This window comes from Bacillus sp. BP-3, assembly GCF_028401955.1.
GTDB lineage: Bacteria > Bacillota > Bacilli > Bacillales > Bacillaceae_G > Bacillus_A.
This window is the reverse complement of record NZ_JAQOTJ010000017.1, coordinates 16,501-43,243: the sequence shown is the minus strand read 5'-3', so window position 1 is coordinate 43,243 and position 26,743 is coordinate 16,501. Positions and strand designations below refer to the sequence as shown.

The window sequence follows — 26,743 nt, the reverse complement described above, 5'->3', positions numbered from 1 at the left end:
TTATTTAAGAACATGTTACAATACAGCTAAGAACAGCAATAAAGGAGAGACAATTTACGTGAAGATTAAAGGAATTGAACCGACACCGAGCCCAAATACAATGAAGGTTATTTTAAATGAAGTATTACCAGCAGGAGCACGTAACAATTATACGCGTAATAATGTAATAGAGGCTCCAGAGAGAGTACAGCAAATTTTGCAAATTGAAGGTGTAAAAGGTGTATATCATGTAGCGGACTTTTTAGCAGTAGAGCGTAATGCGAAATATGACTGGAAACATATTTTACAGCAAGTTCGCGCAGTCTTTGGTGAAGAAGTCGTAACAGAGAGTGAACAAGAGCAAAATGCCCATTTTGGTGAAGTGAAAGTGTTTATTCAAATGTTCTTTACCATTCCAATGCAAGTGAAACTAACAGATGGTACAACTGAGGAACGTGTAGGGTTACCAGATCGTTTTAAGGAAGCAATTATGAAAGTGCAAATGTCAGCGCCAAATGTTGTGAAAGAGCGTAAATGGGTGGAGCAAAGTACGCGTTATGGTAGTTTTGAAGAGATTGGAAAAGAAGTTGTGGAAGAGGTTGTTGCGGCATATCCAGCCGATCGTGTAGATGCGATTGTCCAAGAATTATTACAACAAGCAGGAGAGGTAGAAGTAACGATTACAAAGCGTGAGCCATATAAAGTAACAGAGGAAATGATAAATGATTCTGATTGGACAAAACGCTATGCAGCACTAGAACAAATGGATCCGACAGAAGAAGATATTCCTGTACTAGAGAAAGCGTTAGAAGATGAAAAAGTATCGATTCGTCGCTTAGCAACTGCTTATTTAGGAATGGTTAAAGGGGATCGTGTCTTACCTTTACTCTATAAGGCATTATTAGATAAATCAGTCAGTGTACGCCGCACAGCAGGTGATTGCTTATCAGATATCGGTGACCCTGCAGCAATGTTTGTGATGATTAAGACATTAAAAGATTCAAGTAAACTTGTACGCTGGCGCGCGGCAATGTTTCTATTTGAAATTGGTGATGAAAGTGCAATCCCAGCACTTCGCGTAGCACAAGAGGATCCGGAATTTGAAGTAGCAATGCAAGCGCGTTTAGCACTTGAACGCATTGAGGGCGGTGAAGAAGCAAAAGGTTCTGTTTGGAAGCAAATGACAGAGTACCGAAAAGGAGAATAATAACTATGATTGTCTTTTACGATAGTTGGTGTCCGATGTGTACAAAGGTTGCAAATCGAACGAAGGAACTAGATAAAAAGGGAAAAATAACATTTGTTTCTTTTCGTGAAGATGAAATTGTTCGGCACTATTGTTTATCAGAAGAGATGCAGCAAAACATGGAACAACATTTATACATTTATAAGGATGCCCGCTGGTATAAAGGGATTCAAAGTATATATGTCTTAGCGAAAAGAATTCCTGCATACTGGGCAATCGTACCTTTTATTAAACTATCGATTCTTTTCGGGTTTGGTCACGTCTTATATGATTATATTGCGACAAAGAGAGAAATTGTTCCTGTTGGACATTGTAAAAATGGTGCTTGTGAAATCCAAAGGAAAAAATAAGAAAGTCAACATGTTTCTTTTGCGTCTAGTATTAGAGCGTGATATGATGAATCTGGAATGAAAGTTGAAGGAGAGATTGGTAACATGACAAATGCATACGAAGAATATATGCGCCAAATGGTAATTCCGATGCGTCAAGAGTTAGTACGCTCGGGATTTAAAGAATTAACAACAGCAGAAGATGTACAAGAATACATGGAAAATGCAGAAGGGACAACATTAGTTGTTGTGAACTCTGTTTGTGGTTGTGCGGCAGGATTAGCACGTCCATCAGCTGGTCAAGCGGTTGTACGTTCTGAGAAGCAACCTGACAATCTTGTCACTGTATTTGCAGGTCAAGATAAAGAAGCAACAGCGATGATGCGCTCTTACTTTGATGATATCCCGCCATCTTCACCATCAATGGCACTATTAAAAGGAAAAGAAGTTGTTCACTTTATTCATCGTCATGAAATTGAAGGTGCAACAATGGAAGAGATTATTCACAACTTAGAACAAGCTTTTGAAAAGCATTGCTAAAAAGGGAGAGATTTTCTCCCTTTTTCTTTGTAATGAGGTGACAGAATGATTGTAACGACAGCAGGCCGAACAAATAAAGAAATGACCGCATATGCAAAAAAAATAGCAACCGACTTGCAAAGTTCTTTTCTTGTGAGAAATGACCGTCCTATTTATGAATTACATGAACAATATAAACAAGATATACTTGTTGCCCAGAAAAACCGATTAGCAATTTATCCGCAAGGAACGGAAGAATCGTTCTTTTTTCATCCGAATTCAGCTATGTTTCGCGTGAAACGATTAATGCGCGGTGAACATGATCCGTTTCTGCAAGCCGCGCAGCTAGAAGAAGGGATGAAAGTGTTAGATTGCACACTCGGTATGGCATCTGATAGCATTGTGGCAAGTTATGCTGTAGGAGAAGCGGGAGAAATCACTGGATTAGAAGGTAATTGCTATATGGCATATTTGATTGAAAAAGGTCTTCAGCAGTGGGATACAAGTGTAACAGAAATGAACGAAGCAATGCAGCGAATTACAGTTAAGAATACGGAACACTTATCTTTTTTACAGCAATGTAAAGATCATAGCTACGATGTAGTATATTTAGATCCGATGTTTGAAGAAACGGTATTAGAATCAGATGGTATTCGTGGTTTAAAACATTTTGCGTTGTACAACGATATTACGGATGAAACAATGAAAGAGGTTAAGCGTGTAGCGCGAAAACGTGTTGTGTTAAAGGATCATTTTCGCAGTATGCGTTTTGAAAAACATAACTTCTTTGTCTATAAACGAAAAAGCGCAAAATTTCATTTTGGTGTAATTGAAACTTGCTAATTATTTGGCAAGATGTATAATAGATTATAATAAATTTTATAGGAAATCTTGGATGAAGAGAGTAATTATTTTCAGAAGCAAAAGCGAGCTAGGGATGGTGAAAGCCTAGTGCAGAGAAAATAATGAAGCGCACTTCGGAGATGCTGCTTGAACAGTGTAGTAGAGTAAGCCGGGGCTCCCTAACCTCGTTATAAACGGGAAAGTGGTTCATAATGAACAACAAGGGTGGTACCACGGGTGTAAACTCGTCTCTTTTTTTAGAAAAGAGGCGAGTTTTTTTATTGATAAAAAGGAGGAAGATACTGATGGAATATAAAATGAAGTTCGCACAGCATGTATTCGACGTATTAGAACCAGGTTTATCATTAGAACAAATTGTAGCTTTAGTTGAAACACCAAAGCAAGATGAGTTTGGAGATGCAGCATTTCCTTGTTTCACATTAGCAAAACAATATAAAAAAGCACCAGCAGTTATTGCACAGGAATTGGTGAATAAATTATCTCACCCATTTTTTATAAAAGTAGAAGCGGTTGGACCATATGTAAATGTGTTCTTTGATCGTCAAACTGTAAGTAATGAAGTGTTGAATGCAATACTAGATGAAAAAGATGAATATGGACAGCTGCACTTTGGCCAAGAAAAAACGGTTGTAATTGACTATTCATCTCCTAATATAGCTAAGCCGTTTTCGATGGGACATTTACGTTCTACAATGATTGGAAATGCATTAAAACATATATGTGAAAAATGTAGTTATGAAGTTGTAGGCATTAACTACGTTGGGGACTGGGGAACACAGTTTGGTAAGCTCATTACTGCTTATAAAAAATGGGGCGATGAAGAGTTTGTTAGAGAAGATCCGATTCGTGAGTTATTTAAGTTGTACGTACACTTTCATGAAGAAGTAAAAGAGTATCCAGAGCTCGAAGAAGAAGGGCGTGCATGGTTTAAGAAGCTAGAAGATGGCAATGAAGAAGCGGTATATTTGTGGAACTGGTTTCGTCACGAATCGTTAAAAGAGTTCTCTCGCATTTATGAGCTGCTTGGCGTAGAATTCTCTAATTTTCAAGGAGAAGCATTTTACAATGATAAGATGGATGATTTCGTTACGCTTATAGAGGAAAAGGGTTTACTAGAAGAATCAGACGGAGCACAAGTTGTTAATTTAGAAGCAGAAGGAATGCCGCCATGTTTAATTAAAAAGTCAGATGGTGCTACACTCTATGCAACGCGTGATTTAACGGCTGCACTATATCGTCAAAACACGTATAATTTTGATAAAGCACTATATGTCGTTGGAGATGAACAAAGCTTACATTTCTCACAATTTTTCACTGTACTAAAGAAATTAGGATTCCAGTGGGTAGAAGGTATGTCTCATGTTCCATTCGGACTTATTTTAAAAGACGGTAAGAAAATGTCTACTCGTAAAGGAAAAGTTGTTTTACTGGAAGAAGTGTTAGAAGAAGCAATTACACTAGCAAAGCAAAATATTGAAGAGAAGAATCCGAACTTAAAGAACAAAGATGAAGTAGCAAGACAGGTCGGGGTTGGCGCAGTTATTTTCCATGATTTGAAAAATGAACGCATGCATAATATCGAATTTTCACTTGAAAATATGTTGAAATTCGAAGGAGAAACAGGGCCATATGTACAATACACACATGCACGTACTTGTTCGTTATTGAAAAAAAGCGATATCGATATTGAAAAACAAGAGTTACAGTTAACAGACGATATAAGCTGGACCGTTATAAAACTGTTGCATCGTTTTCCGCAAGTCATTGAAACAGCGTTTGCCAAATATGAGCCATCTCATATTGCGAAATATTTATTAGACGTAGCGCAAGCGTTTAATAAATATTACGGAAATGTTCGTATTTTAGAAGAAAATGCAGAGAGAGAAAGCAGACTTGCACTCGTATATGCGGTGGCAGTTGTGTTAAAAGAAGGTTTGCGTTTACTTGGGGTGGAAGCGCCTGAGGAGATGTAACAGACGTAAAAGAGAAAGGGATTTAATATGAATCAATTCCTTTCTCTTCTTTGTATATATTCATCTTTTTAGTATGTTTTTAAGATCCAGCAAATTTGAAATCTCATAAGTGGGTTTTAAGTCAGATGTATTTACGATTTGATTAGGGTTAAACCAGCATGTATCGATACCGAAATTGATTCCACCTTGTATATCAGAAGTTAAGCTATCGCCTACCATCAATACCTTGCTCTTGTCAGTATGTTTTAATTTGTTTAAAGCGTATTCAAATATTTTAGAATCTGGCTTTGATACATGAACATCCTCAGAAACTACTATATCTTCAAAATATTTTGCTACAACAGATTTCCGGATTCTATTATCTTGAACATCTTTAAGACCATTGGTAATGATAGAAAGTTTATAGTCTTGATGTAGACTCTCTACAAGGTCTATACTCTCATCATATAAAAAAGATGCATTAGATAAATGTTTCATATATAATTGTGCGAATTCAACTTCGTCAAATTCATCATCTAATTGATTTGATAACCGTTTAAATCTTTCAACATTTAATTTTTTCTGAGTAATAACTCCATCCTCTAACTCTTTCCATATGGCTGTATTGATAGACTTGTATACTTTCAAATGATAACTTTCATCATATTCTATATTACATGCCAGCATCGTATTTTTAAGAGCGTCCTTTTCTGATTTTTTAAAGTCAAATAACGTCTCATCTGCATCAAATATTATAACTTCGTACTTCATAGTAATCCTCCAAATATAGTTAGTTTTTGTAGCCGCCTTTTATAAAAAGTCTTATCAACGTACTCATTTAAGATACCTTTATACATCAAAGCGCAAAGGCTAGGTTTTACACAAAATACCTTCTATGATTTTACAACACTTTATAAAATACAGTATTTATAAAGTGTTGTATATGACAAATGTCCTATTAAGCGTGGGGTAAGAGAAACACATTAAGCTTTTAAGAGAAGATAACATTCAAAGGAACGAGGTTATTTTTTCTCAATCCATATGAACTTTTAATCATATGCTTGCAGAACTCTTCGTCGTTTCTGAATCCAAAATAAAGGGATTTAAATCATTTATAGTAGACTGAAGTGCCGTAGCTTTGGCACAAAAACTATTATGTATATTGCGCGAATTGGAAACAATACGATTATATTTTTCATAGTATAAAAACGCTTTTAATTCTGCTACTAGTAGTGTATTCACTACTTTTTCTAAGTGCTCATGAAAATCACTGTAATATCTTGTTTTTGGACTAGTGGTTTAGTAATTTTTGATGTAAACTGATTTATAGGAAAGATCCTTTTCTGTGAATTTGGTGGGGGGAGATCAATTCTACGAAGAAAAAGTCTTCTTTTATACGTCTTTGTTCATTTATACAAAATATTTTATACTCTTTAGAGATTCGAATAAAACAACAACAAATCAACTTAACTTATAAATTTAATAGGGGATAAGAATAATGAGTAAAAGTAACACGTTAAAGGTATGTAGCAAATCAGTTGCGGTAATAGGAGTAACTGGGATATGTTTATTTTTATCAGAACCAACGTTTATAAAAGCTGAAAACTTACAATCTAACAATATAAAAGTACAAGATAATCAAGTTGGTGATAACTTACAAAGTAAAGATATTAAATCAAATAATTTACAAGATAATAGTTTTACAACAGATAATTTACAAACTGACGGAGTGAAATCGAATAATCCGCAAAACCCACAAGATAGTAATATTAAATCAGAAAATGTACAAGGTATAGATGTAGAATCAAATAGTCAACAAGATAACAGTGCTAAATCATCTAACTCACAACCTAGCACAACAAATGTACAAGAGACTCAAATTATTGAGTTTTCACAGGGTAATGGTATTTGGTCTGTACCATATGGATTACAAGGTGCAAACTATATTGATTCTACTAATAAGTATGCAGGAAAATCAGTTCAACTGATTCAAAAAATGATAGTAAACAATGCAACTTGGTATCAATTTAGTATAGATGGTAAAACAATAGGTTGGTTAGATAGTAAAGTATTAAGTAAATTATCGAACATACAAGAAATAAATCAAGACGCTATAATGGGTGCGACATATAATAATGGCATTTGGTCTTTACCATATGGCGTTAAGGGTGCAATCTATGTAGATACTTCAGATAAATATGCATACGATAACATTAAATTAATCGAAAAAGCAATGTTTGGAGATACAACTTGGTATCAATTTAGTGTAGAGGGTAAAGTAATAGGTTGGGTTGATTCAAAGGCATTGGACAAAGATGGGGTAAAACCTGTTAATTTCTCTGTAACAATTGGAACGACCAACGGTAATGGGATATGGTCAAAACCTTATGGTGTGATGGGTGCTCAATACATAGGTTCTACTAATGTTTATGCTTATCAAACATTACAAGTAATAAAGACAGTTAAAAAGGGAGTTACAAACTGGTATCAAGTTAAAAATGATAAAGGGGTAATTGGTTGGATAGATGGTGATAAAGCTGTAACTGACTTAGAAAATTTACCTATCGAAAACAGTTCAGTACTAATTGGTGGTTCAGCAAAACCTTCTGACGGTGTTTGGAGTGTACCATATGGAGAATATGGTGCTAACTGGATTGCATCAGTTAGTGATTATAGCTTTAAACAAGTTAAAGTTATCCAAAAAGTAAAGAAAAATAATGTTGTGTGGAGTAAAATCAAATTAGGGGATAAAGAACTAGGTTGGGTTGATTCAAGAACATTATCTAATCTTGTGATTAATGATGAAAATAAAACTGTATTATTAGGAGATACATACGGTCATGCAATTTGGACTTTACCTTATGGTGAAGAGAACGCTAAATATGTTGGTTCTGCAAATAACTATGTAAATAAACCCATTAAAGTAATTGGTAGTTTAACTAGGGAACAAACAGTTTGGTATCATTTTATGGTAGACGGTAAAGAACTAGGTTGGATTGACTCTAAAACAGTTTCTAATGCATCTAACATAATAGAAATGAATGAGACTTATCATGTAGAAAATAATCAAGGTCATACAGTATGGACTAGACCTTACGGAATGCAAAATGCTTCATATGTAGGTTCGGCTTCAGACTTTACTAATAAAAACTTGAATGTAAAATTATCTGTAAACTATAACGGTGTAACATGGTATGGTTTTAAAAATTCTAGTGGTAATTTAAATTGGATAGATAGTAAAGCGGTTGTAAAAGGTTCTACTTACCCATATTTGGATGTACCAATTATTAGTCAACGTGACCCTTATATTCCATCAAGAAATTTAGTATCCGGTTGTGAGATAACATCAGTAACGATGATGTTACAATATGCAGGTGCGAATGTAGATAAAGTTCAACTTGCATACGAAATGCCGTATTCTAGTTTTGATCCAAATCAAGGTTTTGTAGGAAATCCTTTTGGTAAAGGTTGGACTATATATCCTCCAGCTTTAATGGATTTAGTACGTAAATACACTGGTAGTGCAATAAATCTAACTGGTTTAGAAATAAAAAGAAATTTAGACGACGGGAAACCTGTTGTCGTTTGGATGACTATGCATGGTTTTACAGTCCATGCTATTACGCTTGTAGGGTATGATGAAAACTATTTTTATTATAACGATCCTTGGACTGGTGAGAAAAATGCTTCTATGTATTGGTCTGACTTTTATAACAATTGGTCTACACAAAATAGACGAGCTATTTCATATTAAAGTATTGGGTAGAGTTTAAAGAATAACTCTACCTTTTTATATGGATGTATAAAAACAAAAAAAGGTTGGTTTCAATAAGTATTTCAACATAATAAATTTCGTTAAGGTGTTTCTATAGAATGCCTTCTTTATGGCCAAATAAATGCCCCCTTGTTTGGTTATCTCAAGCAAAAACTACTCTTAGTAGGTGTCCAAATTTATTAGGGGGCTAATGAGGAAATAAAAATATCATATATTTAATTATCAAAAAATCCTAATGCATATTTTACTCCTTCATGGATATCGGTTGTTTCGTATCCTGCTAATTCTTCATTGGTAATCTGCATTTTCACATTATCTAATTCGTAACCACTGTCTAAATCAATATTCAACAGAACCTCATATCCATCAGTAGTAACGTTCGTTTCTATAATGCTGAAGGTTTGAATCGCAGTACCTGTTTCGTATTCGATTGGTTCTAAAAAGTCCGACATAAAAACACCACTTTTCCTGATAATAACCATGTTTGGTTCTTTCAGTAGTTTAACCATGCGACATGCTGTTATTCGTGTAACGTTCTTAAAGATGTAGAATAAAAAAAGTAGTAAAGATAAAAATAAAATAAATTCAACTCAGAAAAAATTCTAAATTAATTGACAATTGGTGTTGTGTTGGAATAAAATAACTGTTAATAAAAGTATACAAATCTGATGACGAGAACGAGTAAAATATATCACTGTTCCCCAGAGAGCCGGTGCCTTGCTGCAAGCCGGTGTTCGGTATATATTTGAAAATCATCTCCGAGGAGTCGAGCTGAACATAGTAAGTTCGAACGGTTGTCTACCGTTACAAGGAACGCGTATGATTGTACGTTGCTGAGTGCTATTGATGAACGATTAATCAATAGAAGTAGGGTGGTAGCGCGGGTAAACCCGTCCCTAATGATAGGGACGGGTTTTTTGTGTGCTTTTAATTATTTCTTAAGGAGTGATTGTAGATGAAGAAGGTAGATGTGAAAGAAGCAGCTGTAAGGAGAGAAGCGCGAATTCGTAAGCAATGGAATGAACAGGATACCTTTATGCAATCGATTCGAAATCGTGAAGGTGCACAATCTTTCGTATTTTATGAAGGACCGCCAACTGCGAATGGACTTCCGCACGTTGGGCATGCCCTAGGGCGGACCATTAAAGATTTGGTTGCAAGATATAAAACAATGACAGGATATAAAGTGCTGCGTAAGGCTGGATGGGATACACATGGATTACCGGTGGAATTGGGCGTTGAAAAGCAGCTCGGTATTTCTGGTAAACATGATATTGAAAAGTACGGTGTAGAAGCCTTTCTGGCAAAGTGTAAAGAGAGTGTATTTACGTATGAAAAGCAGTGGCGTGAATTTACAGAAAGTATTGGTTACTGGGTTGATATGGGTACGCCGTATATCACGTTAGATAATTCTTATATTGAAAGTGTTTGGCATGTTCTTGGAACGATTCATGAAAAAGGATTGCTGTATAAAGGTCACCGCGTTTCTCCTTATTGCCCAAGCTGCCAAACGTCATTGAGCTCACATGAGGTGGCGCAAGGATATAAAACAGTGAAGGATTTAAGTGCAACAGTTAAATTTCAGCGTACAGATCGGGAAAACGAGTATCTTCTCGGCTGGACAACAACGCCATGGACGCTTCCAGCTAATGTAGCACTAGCTGTTCACCCAGAGCTGGAATATGTAAGGGCCCAGCAAGGGAATACGATTTATATTGTTGCAAAAGAGTTAGCGAAAGATGTACTGCAGCAAGATTATAAAGTGTTATCTGTTCACAGGGGAAGGGAGTTAACGGGCATTTCTTACGTATCGCCATTTCAATTTGCAGAAGTCACAAATGGTCATTGTGTAGTAAAAGCTGATTTTGTCACAGCCAATAGCGGTACAGGAATTGTTCATATCGCCCCTGCTTACGGAGAAGATGATTATAAAGTGGTTCAAGAAAATGATCTATCATTTGTTAATGTTATAAACGAGAAGGGAGAGTACACATCTGATGTTCCTTTTTTACAAGGGAAATTTGTAAAAGAGTGTGATGTTGAAATTGTTCGCTATTTAGCTGAGCATGGTCTTCTTTATCATAAGGAGAAGTATGAGCATAGTTATCCGCATTGTTGGCGCTGCGATTCACCGCTACTTTATTATGCAAATGAAAGTTGGTTCATTCGAACAACTGCGTTAAAGGAGCAATTTTTACAAAATAATAATGAAGTAACATGGCATCCAGAACATATCCAACATGGCCGGTTTGGTAACTTTTTAGAAAACATGGTGGATTGGAACATTAGCCGGAAACGATATTGGGGTACACCGCTAAATGTATGGGAATGTGAAGCTTGTTACCATCAATTTGCGCCGAAAAGCATTGAAGAATTAAGAAAATATGCAATTGGAATGGTTGATGAAAAGATTGAATTGCATAAACCATATGTAGATGAAGTGAAAATTAGTTGCCCAAAATGCAGTGAAACAATGAAACGTACGCCAGAAGTAATTGATGTTTGGTTTGATAGTGGTTCGATGCCGTTTGCTCAGTATCATTATCCATTTGAAAATAAAGAGTTATTTGAAGCGCAGTTTCCAGCGGATGTGATTGCTGAAGGAATTGATCAGACGCGTGGTTGGTTTTATAGCTTACTTGCGGTGTCTACTCTATACACTGGAAGAGCGCCGTATAAGCGTGTATTATCACTTGGGCATGTGTTAGATGAAAATGGGCAAAAAATGTCAAAAAGTAAAGGGAATGCGTTAGACCCAGTAGATTTAGTAGAGAAATTTGGAGCGGATGCTTTGAGGTGGGCGCTGCTTGTAGATAGTGCGCCTTGGAATCCGAAACGATTTTCAGAACGAACTGTACAAGAAGCAAAATCAAAACTCGTTGATACGTTGTTAAATGTGTATAGTTTTTACGTATTGTACGCGGAGTTAGATGGATACAATCCAAAACAGGAATATCGTACAAAGAAGACAAAACTGGATGAGTGGGTATTATCAAGGTTGCATAGTACGATTCAAAAGGTAAGTATAGCTTTAGAAGATTATCAATTTACAACAGCTGCACGTGAAATAGCATTATTAGTTGAAGAAGTAAGCAATTGGTATGTAAGACGTTCGCGCAATCGCTTTTGGGCGTCTAGTATGAATGCTGAAAAAGCGGCAGCATATGCTACACTTCACGAAGTACTTGTTACGCTTAGTAAGCTGCTTGCACCGTTTACACCATTTTTAGCTGAAGATATTCATTTCAATTTAGAAGACAGCAGTGTTCATTTGGCGGATTATCCAGTATGTGAAGAAGCGCTAATTCAAAAACAGCTTGAAAGAGAGATGGAAGCTGTTTTACAAGTAGTTGAGCTTGGACGTAGTATTCGTAATCAACACACATTAAAAGTAAAACAACCATTAACAAAATTAGTTGTATTTGAGAATACGAAGCGAGAAATGGATTGGAATTCTTATAAAGAGATTGTAATGGATGAGTTAAACGTGAAAGAAGTGACAATCGAATATAGTGAAGCGGATTATATGTCATATCAGTTAAAACTAAACTTTAAACAAGCAGGCCCGAAATTCGGAAAACAAATCAATACGGTCAATCATTGGCTGCAAAATTTATCTAATGAAGAAGTAAAAGTGTTTCTAAAAGATGAAAATGGAGCATGTCAATTGTCGTCTGGAGAAGTTGTCGCAGTAACATTAGAAGATGTGTTTATTGAAAAAATACCGAAAACAGGATTTGCTGATGCTGCGAATGGGGTATACACCGTTATGATGGACACGCATGTAACGGATGAATTGCTACAGGAAGGAATGGCGCGAGAATTTATTCGCGCTGTGCAGGAATATCGCAAACAATTGAATTTGCCAGTAAATTTGCGAGTAGATATTGAAATTGAATGTGACGAGGAATTACAGGATGTAATGATGAAGTATAAAGAATTACTGCAAGAAAACTTACTTATGAAACAATTATTCATTAAGGAATGGATGCAACAAGCAGAACAAATTCAAGTAGGAAATAAGCAGGTATTGATTCATCTTCGAGCGAACGAAATATAAGAGAAGAAAAAACAGAGTGTACGCTCTGTTTTTTCTTTTAAAGAAAATGTGAAAAAACGTTGTAAGTTCTATACCTAGTATATACAATTATGAAAAAAGAATGGAGTGAAAAGATGCGAGATTTTGAGAAATTAAGGGTATTTGTAAAAAAGAAAGAATTTTTAAATGGTTTATCGGAAATTCAAAACGAAATTGAGGAAATAAGAGCAAAAAATTCCCTTTCCTATATGAAAGAACGGTTAGGTGAAATTTCTTCAGAAGAAGATTTTTATACACTTATTCAACTGTTGGATGAAGGCTTGATGCCATCTTATAGTAGATTTGTAGTGCGGTATGCACATCGTCGTTTTAACAGTTTTCGGACGCTTACTTGGTTTTGTGATGATTTAATTGATGAACGAAAATCATTAGATGCAGAAGATTTGTTAAAAGAGGCATTGCAAAAAGAAAGTCACGCTGTTAAAAAAGAGCACCTTGCAAAGGCGTATTTCGTATTGGCACGTTGCGTACTTGAAATGCGTCGTTATGAGGAAGCTTATAGATATATGAAGAAAGCAGACGAATTAAGTGAAATTCCAATCTTTGATAAATGGGGTTACTTCTATTTATTTAAAGGTGATTGGCTGAAGGCAGAAGAAGTACTGCGAAAAGGAATGAATTGTGAGGAATGTGTAGATACATCAACATATTTATTAGCTGAGTTGTATTCTATGAAAGGAGAACATGAAGAATCCTTACAAATCATTACGGAAGCGATGAGGAAATTTCCACAAGTTCCGTTCTTTTATTTAGAAAAGATAAAAAGATTATATGATAAAAAAGCATATGATGAGTTGAGCCAAGTTTTACATGAAGTTCAAAACTTGTTGCCATTTCATAGTTATCAACCGTATTTCTCACAAATTTGGGCGGAATTCTATTATATGGAAGGTGATTGGGATAGTCTACAAACATTGCTAGAAAAGGAGAAAAGTTTAAAAGATTCTCCTTATCATAACGCACTTCGTTTTACTGAGAAAAAAGAAGTGATGCTTTCTATTGTACCTGTCGTACAGAAAGATAACTATTGCGTACCTGCAAGTATCGAAATGATATTGAGGCTTTTTGGAAATCGCAAAACGCAAGATGAAATTGCTAAGCATATTTTTGATGGAATAGGGTCAAAGTTATCAAAAACAGTAGAATACGTGGAAGCGATCGGTTATAAAAGTCGTTTCTTTGTAGGTACAGTAAATATGTATAAAAAATTTATCGATGTCGGTGTTCCAGTTTTGCTTAGTGTTGATATAGACCATGTTTCGCATGTACAATTGGTAGTTGGTTATAATGATCAGCTGCAAGTTTTATATATTCAAGATCCCAATTTTGCAGAGCGCATACTTGTTACATATGAAGAATTTGCAAAGCAATATGTAAATACGAATTATTTATCCATCGCAATTGTTCCAAATGAGAAAAGTGAGCTTCTTTCTTCATTATGTAAAGAAGATGATTTGTATTTCCGGCGCATCTTTTCGTTAACAGATCAAATGGAATTTGCTGAACATGACGATGTGGAAAATTTATTAAGGCTTTTACACGAGCATAAAGAAAATCCGTATACATGGTTATATACGATTAAACATTTAGATTTACAAGATGGAAAGGAGTTTGTATATAACTGTGCGAAACGTGCTTTACATGCTTATCCCGAATCCGATTATGTAAAGCTTCATACAGCGCAATGTTTTGTACGTATCGAAGAACTAGAACAAGCGTATACAGTATTAGAACAAGTGAATCATAAAATTACGAATCCATTCTACCATTTTACGCAAGGACGCATTGCGTTCGATGAATCTCGTTATGATGATATGATTGCTAACTTTCGTGCGTCGCTCCAGCTAGACCCTGATCAGCCAGTAGCTTGGAGTTATATGGCCATTGGCTATATGTATTTAGATGATTTGGAGCAGGCTCTAAAGTATTCATCTATTGCAACGAGTCGTCATGAAGATCGTTTTGTTTTTGTTAATCATGCCCTTATTTTAACGGATGCCGGCCATGGTGAAGAAGCATATGAAGTGTTTACTATGTTATTAAAACAGTATAAAAGAGACGGATTTGTTTGGTGTGAGCGTGCTCGGTGTGCTCATAAATTAGGAAAGATAAGATCGGCAATTCGCGGACTTCAAGTTGGTAAGGAATTGGATCGTCAATTACCACTTCCATATATCATGTTAGCTGATATTTATGAAGCAGAATTAGAAGATAAAAGAAAAGCAGAAGAAGTTTTACTAGAAGGAATGCAAAATGATGTTCAATCAGCTGTGTTGTATGCGAAATTAGGTGACCTTTATTTAGAGCGAGAACAATATGAAAAAGCACTGAAAATGTATGAAGGCGGGCTTCGATGTGACGAGGAAGAAATATCCTGTCATATAGGAATCAGTGAAGTTTACATGAAACAAAAAGGCTATGAAACAGGAAAACAATATATTTTTAGACTGAAAGAACAATTTATTGAAGATAGCGACTTCCTTATTAATGCTGGAAAGATATTATGGAACGCAGCTATAGATCAAAACATCGAACAAAAAGAAGTTGAATCAGCTTTACTGATTATGGAAGAAGGAATCGTTTGTATACAAAGTAATTTCCGAGATGCACTAGAAATGTATGTATCGCAGCTTGAAGATACACCATTTTTACAAAGAGGAATTTCATTTTTACGTACGTTAGTTGAAAAAGATAATTGCAATATAGATTATTTATGTTATTTAGGCATTTTACAGGAATCTGCAGGAAATTATAAGAAAGCTATTCAGCTGTATGAGCAAGCGACGCAGAGCACAGAAGATGCATTCCCGCATTTTAGGCTCGGAGAAGTGTATAAAACATTGGAAGAATGGGATCAAGCAAAAACAGCGTATTTACAATGCGTGAAACAAGATTCTACTTTCGCAATGGCACATTTGAAATTGGCTGAAATTTACTATGTTGAAGAAGATTTAGAGAACGAACAGCATTACATGTTTGAAGGTTGTAAAAATGCCCCTTTATTAGTAAATATGGAACATTTAGCAAATATTTCAGTAAAAACCGGGCGTCATGAGGAACTGATTACGGTTTTAAACAAAAAGAATGGAATTATTTCTGAGTCATGGCGTTTAAATAGCCTTGCATATGTGTACGGGGCAATTGGTGATGGCCAGAAAGAACGTGCTTATATAGAGCAGGCGCTGGCAAAGGAAAATAATCATGAAGAGATATTACATCATTATGCGAAAATATTACTTGCCTCGGATGAAAAGGAAGGCTTACAGGTTATTGAGAAGCTTATTATGCAAAATGCTCACAATGAAGAAGTGTATGTAACGTATATAGAAGAATTGCGGAAGAAAAGAAAAAGTATAAGTGATAGTTTAGGGAATTTAGACGTATCAAATGAAGAAAAAAGCTATGCGTTTATGTATGCAGCTTCTGCACTTGAACAAAAATTTTTGGAACAGATGGAGCAAGAAGAACAAACAGGAGCATTTTTCACAAAAATATATCACCGCATTCGAAAACGTGCAAATGATGTACTTTCTTTTACATCTATTATTGATTTGTATGAAACGGCAATCCGCCTAAATCAAGAAAACAGCGCAGCGGTACAACGATTTGCTCACTTTTATGTAAATGGTGATCTCATTGATGATGCAATTAAAACATTACGTAAGTCGCTCAGGAAACATTGGAATTATGAAGTTGCACATCAATTTATTATGCTGCTCCTAGAACATGCAGATGACAATGAAGCAAGGCTGCAAGAGGCATTGCGTGAAACGGAGCGCATATTACAAGAAAGACCGATTGACGCATCGATTCGAATGCTGGAGGGTACGATATTACTAGATTTACAGAGGGAAAAAGAAGGAGAATATATTCTTCGTACTTTAGCAGAAGATGTTCCGATGATGAGTGGAAGCTTTATACATTTAGGTGCCCTTTACAATAATCAAGGTCGTTACCGAGAAGCTATTGCTATATTAGAAAAAGGATTAGAGCATCATCCAGAAGAGGATGAACTATATATCGGTCTTGGTGTTTCCTATCATTTAAACGGTGATACAAAAAGAGCGTTGGAGCTCATGAATGATGTGTTATCGATGGATGAATCACATTTAAATGCTAGATATAATAAAGCATGCTATTTAGCTGTATTGAATCGAAATGAAGAGGCGACCATTGAATTAGAGCGCGTATTGCAAGAAGATGAAAGCGGCTATTTTGCAGAATTAATGGAAGAGGACCCAGATCTAATACGTATTAAAAAGTATGTAAAGCAGTATATTTGACGAATTTTTGGAAAGTTTATAACAAAACCAATATCAGGTGAACTGAAGAAGTAAGATAAATAACCTTTCAAATTATTAAAAAAATAACTTGCATTTCGTTGTTTGAAAGGATAAAATATTCCGTAAATATAAAAAGCGATGAGCAGGAAAAGTACATCGTGAACGATCTACAGAGAGCAATCGGTAGCTGAGAAGATTGCGGTGCAGCGTGATGGAAAGACACCTGTGAGTGTTATTTTGAACGTGAATAACTAGTAAAAGTAAACGGAACCTACCGTTATCAGGCGAAAAGTGGTCAATGTGACAATTTGGGTGGTACCGCGGTGAAATCCGTCCCTTGTATAGGGGCGGATTTTTGTATTCTTTGAAAGGGGTGAGCGGCTGTGGATGATGATGACAACGATAATAATACATATACAATCATACAATTAATAGTAGGAGGCGGAGTGTATGAGTCAACAGATGAAGCGGTCGCTTATTAGCGAATGTACACCGCATGAAACAGTTGTGTTACAAGGATGGGTAAAGAAAGTTCGTCATTTAGGGAATATTAGCTTTTTATTACTTCGTGACCGAACAGGCGTCATGCAATGCGTACTTGAAAAAGAATGGGCTGGATACAAGGTAGAAGTAGAAAGTGTTGTGCAAGTTACAGGAAAAGTAATTGAGACAGAGAAAACGGAACTTGGAGTAGAGTTGTTAGTAGAGAATGTGCAGCTTATAAATGGCGCTGAACCAATTCCATTTGAAGTGAATAAAAAGAAACTGCAGGTGGGTTTAGATCAAATGTTACATTCACGAACGCTATCACTTCGGCATGATAAAGTGCAAGCGATTTTTACAATTAAATCAATGTTTGCACATGCCTTTAGCGAATATTTACTACAACATGATTTTACAAGAATTTTCACACCGAAAATCGTTTCACAAGGAGCGGAAGGCGGAGCAAACGTATTTCAGTTTCAATATTTTGAAAAAGAAGCATATTTAGCGCAATCACCGCAGTTTTATAAGCAGATGATGGTTACGGGTGGATTAGAACGTGTTTTTGAAGTGGCACCTGTGTACCGCGCTGAACATCACAATTCATCTCGTCATTTAAACGAATACATTTCCTTAGACGTCGAACTTGCATTTATTGAAGATTTTTATGAAGTAATGCAGCTTGAAACGGATGTACTTCGGTATATGTTTGAAAAAGTACAGCAATATTGTGCAAAGGAGTTACAGTTGCTCCAAATTCAAATTCCGGTTATTACAAACATTCCAAAACTAACGGTGACAGAAGCGCAAACGATTTTACAAAAAGAGTATCGAAAAGAATCACCGATAGGCGATTTAGATTCAGAAGGAGAAAAATTGCTTGGGAAGTATGTAAAAGAAACATACAATAGCGATTTTGTCTTTATCACTCATTATCCGAAAGAAACACGTCCGATGTATACAATGCCAAATCAAGAGAATCCTTCCGTCACAGACTCTTTTGATTTACTGTATAAAGGATTAGAAATTACATCAGGTGCGCAGCGTATTCACAACTATAATATGTTAGTTCGCTCCTTTGAAGAAAAGGGATTACATGTGGAAAACTTTCAATCGTATATTGATACGTTCCGATATGGTTGTCCGCCGCATGGTGGGTTCGCGATTGGGTTAGAACGACTTGTATATAAATTTTTAAACTTATCGAACGTTCGTGAAGCAAGCGCATTTCCGAGAGACTGTACTAGGTTAGTGCCGTAATATAAAGTGAAATAATCCCCGGTATAAAAACCGGGGATTTGTTATGAGAATTTATTTTCGATTCATAATCGAAATGATCCACAATATCCAATGAGCTCCTGGTACAAAAAGAAGCTGAGCTAGTAATGTTCCGAAAAATCTAGAAATCATAAGCCATCCGTACATTTTCCCCATTGTTTCTGCTCCGTTTTCTTTTTGGAGAGCTCGTTCTGTTAATAGTGCAATCTGTGGGTCTAATAGTACCGTTAATAAGATTGTTGCAAATCCGTTAACGAGGCCGGAAGCTGTACTTGCATTCGTTGCGTAAGTGGGATTTAAAAAAGAAGCATATAAAGCAGAAAGAACGCCTGCTGTATAAATAGCGGTAGCAAACATATTAATGAGCATAATGCGCTTTGGAATGCCGCCGATTCGCATCCGATGAATCATTTCTAGCTTTGGAAAACGGATATATTTTTTTGTGCATTTTAGTTTTTGAATGTTGTTTGTTTTCATCATACGTATAAAAGAACCGTCTGTTTCAAAGTTTTGAATAACATAGCCAAATAGTTTTGTAAGAGTTGGATACAAAAAGATAGCAAGTAATGTACCGATTGAGGCAGTGAATAAAATAATATGAATTGTACCTTTTAAATCGATAGAATCGTCTAGTTTTGCTTGATCGACAATGCCGCTAACTAAAAAAGCTTGCAGCAAGTTAGATGTTCTCGCAACAAGTAACACAATTCCAACTACAGATAAGGAAACAGCAATCTTTTTTAATCGAATGCCTGCGAGTCGGATGCTATAAGAACTTGTTTCTACTGCATGAATGATAATTGTAAAAACTACTATGAAAATTAATTTTGTTGTCATGTGTATTCACCATTTATTAAAATTTGGAAAATAAATCTAATCATACATGATAAGAAAGGATTTGTACATCTTACTTTTTTTGTTAGATGGTGACTTATGTAGTTTTTGTTAACAGAATATTTACATTAAAGTGAATGTTTTGTAAAATAGTGAGAGTTGTGGTTAGGATGACAAGGGGGATTGGAATGAAAACATATTATAGTAACCGAGCAAAGAGTTATGAAGAAGTATATTTTCGAGATGACCCTATTAGACAGACAGAATTAAAAGAAGTAAAAGATGTTTTGAAAGAAAAGTTTGCAGGGAAGGATGTACTCGAGGTTGCTTGCGGTACAGGATACTGGACACAATATGTTGCTGAGACAGCTAAGCACATTACTGCGATTGATTACTCGGAAGAAGTACTAATTTTAGCTAAAGAAAAGAAACTTGTGCCATCGAAAGTTTCTTTTGTACAAGGAAATGCATATAAACTAAATCAGTTAGCAAAAACATTTAATGGAGCATACGCAAATTTTTGGTTTTCTCATATTCCGAAAGAAAATATTTTCTCTTTTTTAGAACAGTTTCATGCGGTTTTAGACAAAGGATCTATTGTATGTATGGCAGATAATATGTATAACGAAGGAATTGGTGGAACACTTATTTCTAAGCCAGGTGATGAAAATACATATAAAATTCGTTCATTAGCAGATGGCCAGCAATATGAAGTAATAAAAAATTATTATTCGAAAGAAGAACTTACAGCTATTTTTGAACCATTTGCAGTAGATTTAGAGATTCATATGAATACATGTTTTTGGATTGTAACATATAAAGTAAAGTGAGCGGAGGAGAATATATGTATACAACTTTTTTATTCGATTTAGATGGCACATTAACAGACCCAAAAGAAGGTATTGTAAATTCAATTGTATATGCCTTGCGAAAAATGGGGATTGATGAGCAGGATGATAACAAATTACTTTCTTTTATTGGTCCACCGATTCAACATTCATTTGCGAATATATATGGAATGAATGAAAAACAAGTAATAGATGCAGTTACGTATTACCGTGAATATTTTAAAACGAAGGGAATGTTTGAAAATCATGTATATGAGCATATTCCTAGTGTTTTACAAGAATTAAAGGATGCAGGAAAGCGGTTATTTGTGGCAACGTCTAAGCCAACTGTATTTGCAAAACAAATTTTGGAACACTTTCAGATGGCGCATTATTTTGAAGAGATTGTCGGTAGTAATTTAGATGGAACACGCATTGCAAAGGCAGAAATAATTCAGCATATTTTACATACATATGATGATTTAGAGAAAGAGCATGTAGTTATGGTAGGAGATCGAGAGTATGACATAATTGGTGCTCGTCAAGTTGGTATCGATTCTATTGGAGTCATGTATGGGTACGGTAGTAAAGAAGAGTTAGTGACAGCAGGAGCTACTCATATTAGTAAAGATGTAGAAAGTTTAAAGAATTTTCATTATGCGGTAAACAAGTAACAGATTGAAAAGATAAGGTCATTTCCTTATCTTTTTTTAATAGAGGCGTTGTAAAAAAATGACCATATTTGATGTTTGAAAAAGGAATTTCATTTATAAAGTGGAATTTTACTAAATAAACTGAAAATTCTATAAATATTTCCTCGGAAATTAGAAAGGAGAAAATCATGGAATTAGTCATTATTTTACTGGCACTTAGTATGCTTATGTTTGTGGCATATCGCGGATTTTCTGTTATTTTATTCGCACCTATTTGTGCACTGTTTGCTGTTTTGTTAACAGAGCCGACTTATGTTTTGCCTTTTTTCTCAAATATTTTTATGGAGAAAATGGTTGGTTTCATTAAATTATATTTCCCTGTGTTTTTACTAGGAGCGATTTTTGGAAAAGTAGTTGAGATGTCAGGAATCGCAGAGTCAATCGCAAAAACAATTATTCAAATTGTTGGTGTAAAACGGACGATACTGGCGATTGTATTAATGGGAGCGATTTTAACATATAGTGGTGTTAGTGTATTTGTAGTGGCATTTGCTATTTTTCCATTTGCAGCTAATTTGTTTCGTGAAGCAAATATACCGAAACGACTCATTCCAGGTACAATTGCACTTGGTGTACTTACATTTACAATGGATGCGCTTCCAGGAACACCGCAAATTCAAAATGTTATTCCGACAACATTTTTCAAGACAGACATTTATGCTGGCCCGTTATTAGGAATTACAGGAGCTATTTTTATTTTTATTGTCGGTATGGTGTATTTAGAAAGTCGACGTCGCAAAGCAGAAGCGCAAGGAGAAGGGTATTATGGATTTGGCGATGGACATACGGAAATGGCAGCATCCATCGAAACGGAACAAGGTGTAAAACGATCACTGCCATCGGCTGAAATTACCCCACTTCGACAAGTACTTGCTTTCATACCGCTTATTTTAGTCGGTGTCATGAATAAAATTTTTACAATTGTTATTCCAAAATGGTATCCAAATGGCTTTGATTTTACATCCATTGGTTTAAAGAGTTTTGGGAAAGTAGAGTTGTCTGGGGTGCTTGGTGTATGGTCAGTAGAATTAGCACTTATCACAGGGATTATTGCAACATTATTATTACATTGGAAACGTGTATTTGTAGACTTTCAAACAGGGTTAAATGCTAGTATTGGTGGCGCGTTACTAGCAGCAATGAATACAGGGGCAGAATATGGATTTGGTGGTGTAATTTCATCTCTCCCAGGATTTGGTGTAATTCGTGATGGTATTTCAACTACTTTTACAAATCCACTAATTAACGGAGCCATTACAACAAATGTACTTGCAGGTATAACAGGTTCGGCTTCCGGGGGGATGGGGATCGCATTAAGCGCAATGTCTGATAAGTATATTGCAGCTGCAGAGCAGTTCCATATCCCGTTAGAAGTGATGCATCGTATTATTGCAATGGCATCAGGAGGAATGGATACATTGCCGCATAACGGAGCTGTTATTACATTACTTGCAGTAACAGGGTTAACTCATAAACAATCATATCGGGATATCTTTGCAATTACAATTATTAAAACAGTAGCTGTATTTGTTGTAATTGGCATGTATAGTTTAACAGGTCTTGTATAATTTTCAGATGAAAGAGAGTGCTACTTATTCCCTTTTGTTTCTATAAATAATATTATTATGTAAACTGGAGTATTATTCATGGAAAATATTCGGAGAATATATTATAATGTAAGTGGTTACAAAAAGGGGGGATACGATGTTTTCGTTACAACCGATCGCTTTTGTACATAATGAACGAATCAGTGTAGAAGATGATTTGTGGGGAGAAGTTGAATCTGTTATAGAAATGACAGATTTGTATACAGAAGAGAGTTTGCAAGGGGTTGAACAATTTTCACATATTGAAGTAATTTTTTATTTTAATAGAGTGAGAGAAGAGAACATTCAGTACACGGCAAGACACCCTCGAAATAATAAAGAGTATCCAAAAATCGGTATTTTTGCACAACGGGGGAAAAATCGTCCGAATCGATTAGGTGCTACGATTGTAAAAGTAGTACGAAGGGAAGGAAAGCGCTTAGTTGTGCAAGGATTAGATGCGATTGATGGTACCCCTATTTTAGATGTGAAACCAGTTATGAAAGAGTTTTTACCAAATGAAGACATCAAGCAGCCAGATTGGGCAACGGAGTTAATGAAGAATTACTGGAAAGGAAGCGAAGAGAAGTGAAAATATATCAAGCAACTATGGAAGACTTACAAGGAGTAGCATCATTATTTAATGAGTACCGCATGTTTTATCGACAAGATTCTAATATTGAAGGTGCTGAACAATTTTTACGTGCACGTATAGAACGAAAAGAATCTGTTATCTTTGTAGCAGTAGAAGATGGGAAATACGTTGGATTTACGCAGCTATATCCTTCTTTTTCTTCTATTTCGATGAAAGAGCTGTGGATATTAAATGATTTATTTGTACGAAGTGAGGCAAGAGGAACTGGAGTAGGGAAAGATCTTTTAGCAAAGGCGAAGCAATTTGCAGTAGAGACAGGGGCAAAAGGATTAAAGCTCCAAACAGAAGTCGATAATGCAACAGCACAGCATTTATATGTAGGCAATGGTTATATAAGAGATGATCGCTATTTCCATTATGAATTAACTTTATAAAAAACATTTATAACTAGTGATAAATATCCAAGCATATTGCAATATTGTTTCATAACATATGGATATGTAAGGACAAGCATTTCATAAAGAGATAGTTTTCGTATTTTTGCAGTGAGGTATGCAAAGCGAGTGGAATGACAAACCAGCAATGCCGTTTTACGTGGCATTGCTGGTTTGTTTTCATATAGAATGCGAAAGAAGCCATGAAACAGCATCTTCTAAATTTTTGGCAATATAATCAGCATTCATGTTCGCCCATTTATGACGGTATGTATGCAGAGCATCGTATCCAGCACCTGTTTGCACTAAAATCGTTGTGGCACCGACTTGTATACCTGCAACAATGTCACTCCATCTATCACCGATTACAACACATTTTGTTAAATCAAGATGATGTTTTTTCGTTGCTTGAAGGAGCATTCCTGTTTCTGGTTTACGACAATCACAGCCATCACTATGCCGGTGGGGACAAAGATAGATGTCATCAAAGCCGAATGCTTCTAATTCTTGAATAAAGTCTTCAGTTTTTGCTTTGCCATCCGCAATGCCCGGTTGGTTTGTAAAGGAAAATAGTTGTATGTTTTGTTTTTTTAGCTTATTTAGAGCCATCTCAGTGAATGGGAATAACTGAAACTCTCCGGGATAATGAATCGTTGTATCGCCGCCGATTGTACCGTCACGGTCGATGAAAATAGCTTCAATGTTTAGTTTAATTGTCATAGTAAATATCCTTTCTCGTTGTTTGATAGAAGTGTTTTATAAGAAGGTGTGCATGGAATAATAAAAAATATTTTGAGCTCAGAATATAAAGTATTCTATTATTCAGCTTATTTTCCTGCATATGGATAGTGTCTTTGCTATGGGGCATTTTTTTCCTTGAAAAATATGTTATTATTTTCATAGAAATTTATTGTAAGTTTATATAGGGAGAGGGATATAGTTGCTGCAAGTAAATATAAATTCAGCTGGATACGAAGCTGGAGAACAAACGATACATAATATTGCCTTTTCAATTGAACAAGGTGAACTCGTTGCTTTAATTGGTGCAAACGGAGCAGGAAAGAGTACAACGATAAAAGCGATTCTTGGCTTATTGGCGCATATGGACGGGGAAGTCTCATTTGGAGAAAAAAAGAATCCGTATGCCTATGTTCCAGAACATCCGACGTATTATGATTACTTAACATTATGGGAACATATTGAACTTTTAATGGCTGCTAGGGATGTAGAATCAGGAAGCTGGGAAATAAAGGCGGATGAGATGTTGCATACATTTCGGATGGACAAGCATAAGCATGAATATTTGTCGAAGTTTTCAAAAGGAATGAAACAAAAGTCAATGCTCATTTTAGCTTTTTTAACAGAGCCTGATTTTTATATTATTGATGAGCCGTTTATTGGGTTAGATCCAACGGCAACTCGTGATTTTCTCAATTTTTTGTATAAAGAAAAGGAACGGGGAGCAGGTATTTTACTGTGCACACATGTGTTAGATACAGCAGAAAGAATATGTGAGCGTTTCTTATTAATTTCAGAAGGAACGTTATTTGCAAATGGAGATTTACGTAGTATTCAAACGCTTGCTAACATGCGAGAAGGCACATTGTTAGATTGTTTTGATGTGATTGTAAGGCGGGAGCAACATGATTAGAAAATTATTTTATAAGAGGCTATTCTATGAATTAAAACGAAAATGGAAAGCAGTGCGTTCTGTTGTCGATTGGACAATCGCATTATATGCAGTTGTTCCAGCACTTGTATTTAGCTGGATATATTACACCTCACTTTGGAAAAATGGACCGGAAAATGAAGATGTAATATATTGGGTTATCGGACTTTTTATCCTTTACAGCACAACGTTTTCAAGAAGTGTACGTTCGTTTTTGGAACAAGCAGATAGTTTGTTTTTAATTCAATTTCCAAATCGGATTAAACAAATGATGAAATATGGAATGGTTTATTCTTTTTGTCGTATTTGTTTTACAAGTGCACTTGTAATAATACTATTCCTACCCATCTTTTTGAAAGGTTTACATGGAACGGGAATACAGGCTTTTAGCTGCTTTGTCTTTTTGACTTGCTTTCGTTTCACAGTTTCCTTGATACAACGGTATATTGATGTTCGGTTTCATAAACAGTGGCAAGTGATTATTATTAAAAATATTTTCTTTTTTATAGGTATTGTATATATAGGCATAACATGTAGATACATATTACAACAGTCTTTTTATGCGATTTTGTTCTTCCTCCTTCTCTTTATCATAAACTTTTTCTTAGTAAAAGAAAAAATGGAGTATCATCGCTTCTTCTTTAAAGAAACTGAAAAAGAAAAAGGAGAAGCAATGAGATGGACATCACAAATAATGGAAATAGGGGGCCAAGTACAAAAACCTACAAATACAGCGAAGCCGTGGTTATTTCCGCGTTCTAAACGTATATTATTAGGAAAGGACAATGACGCTAGAATCATTGAAGCTTTTCTAAAGGAATATTTTCGTTCGGGTGATGCAAGTGGTTTTTACATTCAGATTATCATTTTAAGCGCAATTGCCATTTGGCGTACGCCGTGGTGGATTGCTGCAATCGTTATTTCGTTTGCGTTATTAGCAATCTATCGTTATTCGAGCGGAAAATGGAAAGTTTTTTCAGAGAAACTATTTTTACAGTTATATTGTTCGGAAGGGAAGAAACTTTGGCTGTCACAGAAAGCAAAAGCATATCTCTTTATACCCGCTTTATGTGTATACGGCATTGCAGCACTAGCTCATTTTTATTTGATTTCTGCTGTAGTTTGTGCAGGGATTGCAATTGGACTAACAGTGTGGATTTTATTTGTTCCTAATAAAAAAAGAGCTAGGTAGCTCTTTTTTTTAATCCGTAATCGACACATACATAAAATAAATTAGAACACAAATGCTTACGGCTGAAAAAAGAAGGTCAAGTGTCA

The 26,743-nt window shown here is 35.6% G+C and carries 20 protein-coding genes and 3 other annotated features; of the genes, 16 read left to right on the top strand and 4 right to left on the bottom strand.

Features of this window, described 5'->3' with window-relative positions:
• Positions 1 to 58 precede the first annotated feature (58 nt).
• From PLX19_RS20975 to argS, 5 genes are all read left to right on the top strand, one after another.
• Positions 59 to 1,186, top strand: coding sequence for a conserved virulence factor C family protein (locus PLX19_RS20975; RefSeq protein ID WP_272190773.1), 1,128 nt, complete (start codon positions 59 to 61; stop codon positions 1,184 to 1,186).
• A 5-nt stretch (positions 1,187 to 1,191) separates the two neighbouring features.
• Positions 1,192 to 1,575: a thiol-disulfide oxidoreductase DCC family protein gene (locus PLX19_RS20970; RefSeq protein ID WP_272190772.1), complete on the top strand. Its 384-nt coding sequence runs from the start codon at positions 1,192 to 1,194 to the stop codon at positions 1,573 to 1,575.
• 84 nt (positions 1,576 to 1,659) lie between these two features.
• Positions 1,660 to 2,094 carry a BrxA/BrxB family bacilliredoxin gene (locus PLX19_RS20965; RefSeq protein WP_272190771.1) on the top strand — a complete coding sequence of 145 codons (435 nt, stop codon included), beginning with the start codon at positions 1,660 to 1,662 and terminating at the stop codon, positions 2,092 to 2,094.
• A gap of 45 nt (positions 2,095 to 2,139) precedes the next feature.
• A complete protein-coding gene (locus PLX19_RS20960; RefSeq protein ID WP_272190770.1) occupies positions 2,140 to 2,916 on the top strand; it encodes a class I SAM-dependent methyltransferase in 777 nt (258 codons plus the stop codon).
• A 40-nt stretch (positions 2,917 to 2,956) separates the two neighbouring features.
• Positions 2,957 to 3,172 (top strand) — a binding site (T-box leader).
• Between the two features lie 49 nt (positions 3,173 to 3,221).
• Positions 3,222 to 4,910, top strand: coding sequence for an arginine--tRNA ligase (gene argS / locus PLX19_RS20955; RefSeq protein ID WP_272190769.1), 1,689 nt, complete (start codon positions 3,222 to 3,224; stop codon positions 4,908 to 4,910).
• A gap of 60 nt (positions 4,911 to 4,970) precedes the next feature.
• Here the strand turns inward: argS and PLX19_RS20950 are convergent, their stop codons facing one another.
• Positions 4,971 to 5,660: a YjjG family noncanonical pyrimidine nucleotidase gene (locus PLX19_RS20950; protein WP_272190768.1), complete on the bottom strand. Its 690-nt coding sequence runs from the start codon at positions 5,658 to 5,660 to the stop codon at positions 4,971 to 4,973.
• Between the two features lie 727 nt (positions 5,661 to 6,387).
• On the opposite strand from PLX19_RS20950, the gene PLX19_RS20940 reads away from it, so the two are divergent.
• The gene (locus PLX19_RS20940) at positions 6,388 to 8,643 is read left to right on the top strand and encodes a GW domain-containing glycosaminoglycan-binding protein (RefSeq protein WP_272190767.1); all 2,256 of its coding nucleotides are present in this window, start codon (positions 6,388 to 6,390) and stop codon (positions 8,641 to 8,643) included.
• 236 nt (positions 8,644 to 8,879) lie between these two features.
• Here the strand turns inward: PLX19_RS20940 and PLX19_RS20935 are convergent, their stop codons facing one another.
• Positions 8,880 to 9,116, bottom strand: coding sequence for a hypothetical protein (locus PLX19_RS20935; protein ID WP_272190766.1), 237 nt, complete (start codon positions 9,114 to 9,116; stop codon positions 8,880 to 8,882).
• A 207-nt stretch (positions 9,117 to 9,323) separates the two neighbouring features.
• Positions 9,324 to 9,565 (top strand) — a binding site (T-box leader).
• 69 nt (positions 9,566 to 9,634) lie between these two features.
• Between PLX19_RS20935 and ileS the strand changes: the two genes are divergently transcribed.
• The 3 genes from ileS to aspS all read left to right on the top strand — a co-directional run bounded on the left by ileS (position 9,635) and on the right by aspS (position 18,789).
• On the top strand, positions 9,635 to 12,724 hold the full coding sequence (ileS, locus tag PLX19_RS20930) for an isoleucine--tRNA ligase (protein WP_442869077.1): 3,090 nt from the start codon (positions 9,635 to 9,637) through the stop codon (positions 12,722 to 12,724).
• Between the two features lie 89 nt (positions 12,725 to 12,813).
• Positions 12,814 to 17,046, top strand: coding sequence for a tetratricopeptide repeat protein (locus PLX19_RS20925; protein WP_272190764.1), 4,233 nt, complete (start codon positions 12,814 to 12,816; stop codon positions 17,044 to 17,046).
• Between the two features lie 129 nt (positions 17,047 to 17,175).
• Positions 17,176 to 17,387 (top strand) — a binding site (T-box leader).
• A 109-nt stretch (positions 17,388 to 17,496) separates the two neighbouring features.
• On the top strand, positions 17,497 to 18,789 hold the full coding sequence (gene aspS / locus PLX19_RS20920; protein ID WP_272190763.1) for an aspartate--tRNA(Asn) ligase: 1,293 nt from the start codon (positions 17,497 to 17,499) through the stop codon (positions 18,787 to 18,789).
• Positions 18,790 to 18,840: 51 nt separating this feature from the next.
• Here aspS and PLX19_RS20915 read toward each other — a convergent pair whose 3' ends face one another.
• Positions 18,841 to 19,644 carry a lipid II flippase Amj family protein gene (locus tag PLX19_RS20915; protein WP_272190762.1) on the bottom strand — a complete coding sequence of 268 codons (804 nt, stop codon included), beginning with the start codon at positions 19,642 to 19,644 and terminating at the stop codon, positions 18,841 to 18,843.
• A gap of 185 nt (positions 19,645 to 19,829) precedes the next feature.
• On the opposite strand from PLX19_RS20915, the gene PLX19_RS20910 reads away from it, so the two are divergent.
• The 5 genes from PLX19_RS20910 to PLX19_RS20890 all read left to right on the top strand — a co-directional run bounded on the left by PLX19_RS20910 (position 19,830) and on the right by PLX19_RS20890 (position 23,796).
• Positions 19,830 to 20,471, top strand: a complete 642-nt coding sequence (locus PLX19_RS20910) for a class I SAM-dependent methyltransferase (protein ID WP_272190761.1) — start codon at positions 19,830 to 19,832, stop codon at positions 20,469 to 20,471.
• Between the two features lie 14 nt (positions 20,472 to 20,485).
• Entirely contained in the window at positions 20,486 to 21,142 is a 657-nt protein-coding gene (locus tag PLX19_RS20905; protein ID WP_272190760.1) for an HAD family hydrolase, read from the top strand.
• A gap of 167 nt (positions 21,143 to 21,309) precedes the next feature.
• Positions 21,310 to 22,749: a GntP family permease gene (locus tag PLX19_RS20900; RefSeq protein ID WP_272190759.1), complete on the top strand. Its 1,440-nt coding sequence runs from the start codon at positions 21,310 to 21,312 to the stop codon at positions 22,747 to 22,749.
• 136 nt (positions 22,750 to 22,885) lie between these two features.
• Entirely contained in the window at positions 22,886 to 23,359 is a 474-nt protein-coding gene (gene tsaA / locus PLX19_RS20895) for a tRNA (N6-threonylcarbamoyladenosine(37)-N6)-methyltransferase TrmO (protein ID WP_272190758.1), read from the top strand.
• Positions 23,356 to 23,796 carry a GNAT family N-acetyltransferase gene (locus tag PLX19_RS20890; protein ID WP_272190757.1) on the top strand — a complete coding sequence of 147 codons (441 nt, stop codon included), beginning with the start codon at positions 23,356 to 23,358 and terminating at the stop codon, positions 23,794 to 23,796. Before tsaA ends, PLX19_RS20890 begins: the two co-directional genes overlap by 4 nt.
• A gap of 180 nt (positions 23,797 to 23,976) precedes the next feature.
• On the opposite strand, the gene PLX19_RS20885 is transcribed toward PLX19_RS20890, so the two are convergent.
• Positions 23,977 to 24,516: an HAD-IIIA family hydrolase gene (locus tag PLX19_RS20885; protein ID WP_272190755.1), complete on the bottom strand. Its 540-nt coding sequence runs from the start codon at positions 24,514 to 24,516 to the stop codon at positions 23,977 to 23,979.
• Between the two features lie 220 nt (positions 24,517 to 24,736).
• Here PLX19_RS20885 and PLX19_RS20880 point away from each other — a divergent pair, with 220 nt between their 5' ends.
• Together PLX19_RS20880 and PLX19_RS20875 are read left to right on the top strand one after the other, a co-directional pair.
• Positions 24,737 to 25,447 carry an ABC transporter ATP-binding protein gene (locus PLX19_RS20880; protein WP_272190754.1) on the top strand — a complete coding sequence of 237 codons (711 nt, stop codon included), beginning with the start codon at positions 24,737 to 24,739 and terminating at the stop codon, positions 25,445 to 25,447.
• A complete protein-coding gene (locus tag PLX19_RS20875) occupies positions 25,440 to 26,657 on the top strand; it encodes an ABC transporter permease (protein ID WP_272190752.1) in 1,218 nt (405 codons plus the stop codon). The genes PLX19_RS20880 and PLX19_RS20875 overlap by 8 nt, the downstream gene beginning before the upstream one ends.
• Positions 26,658 to 26,743: the final 86 nt, after the last annotated feature.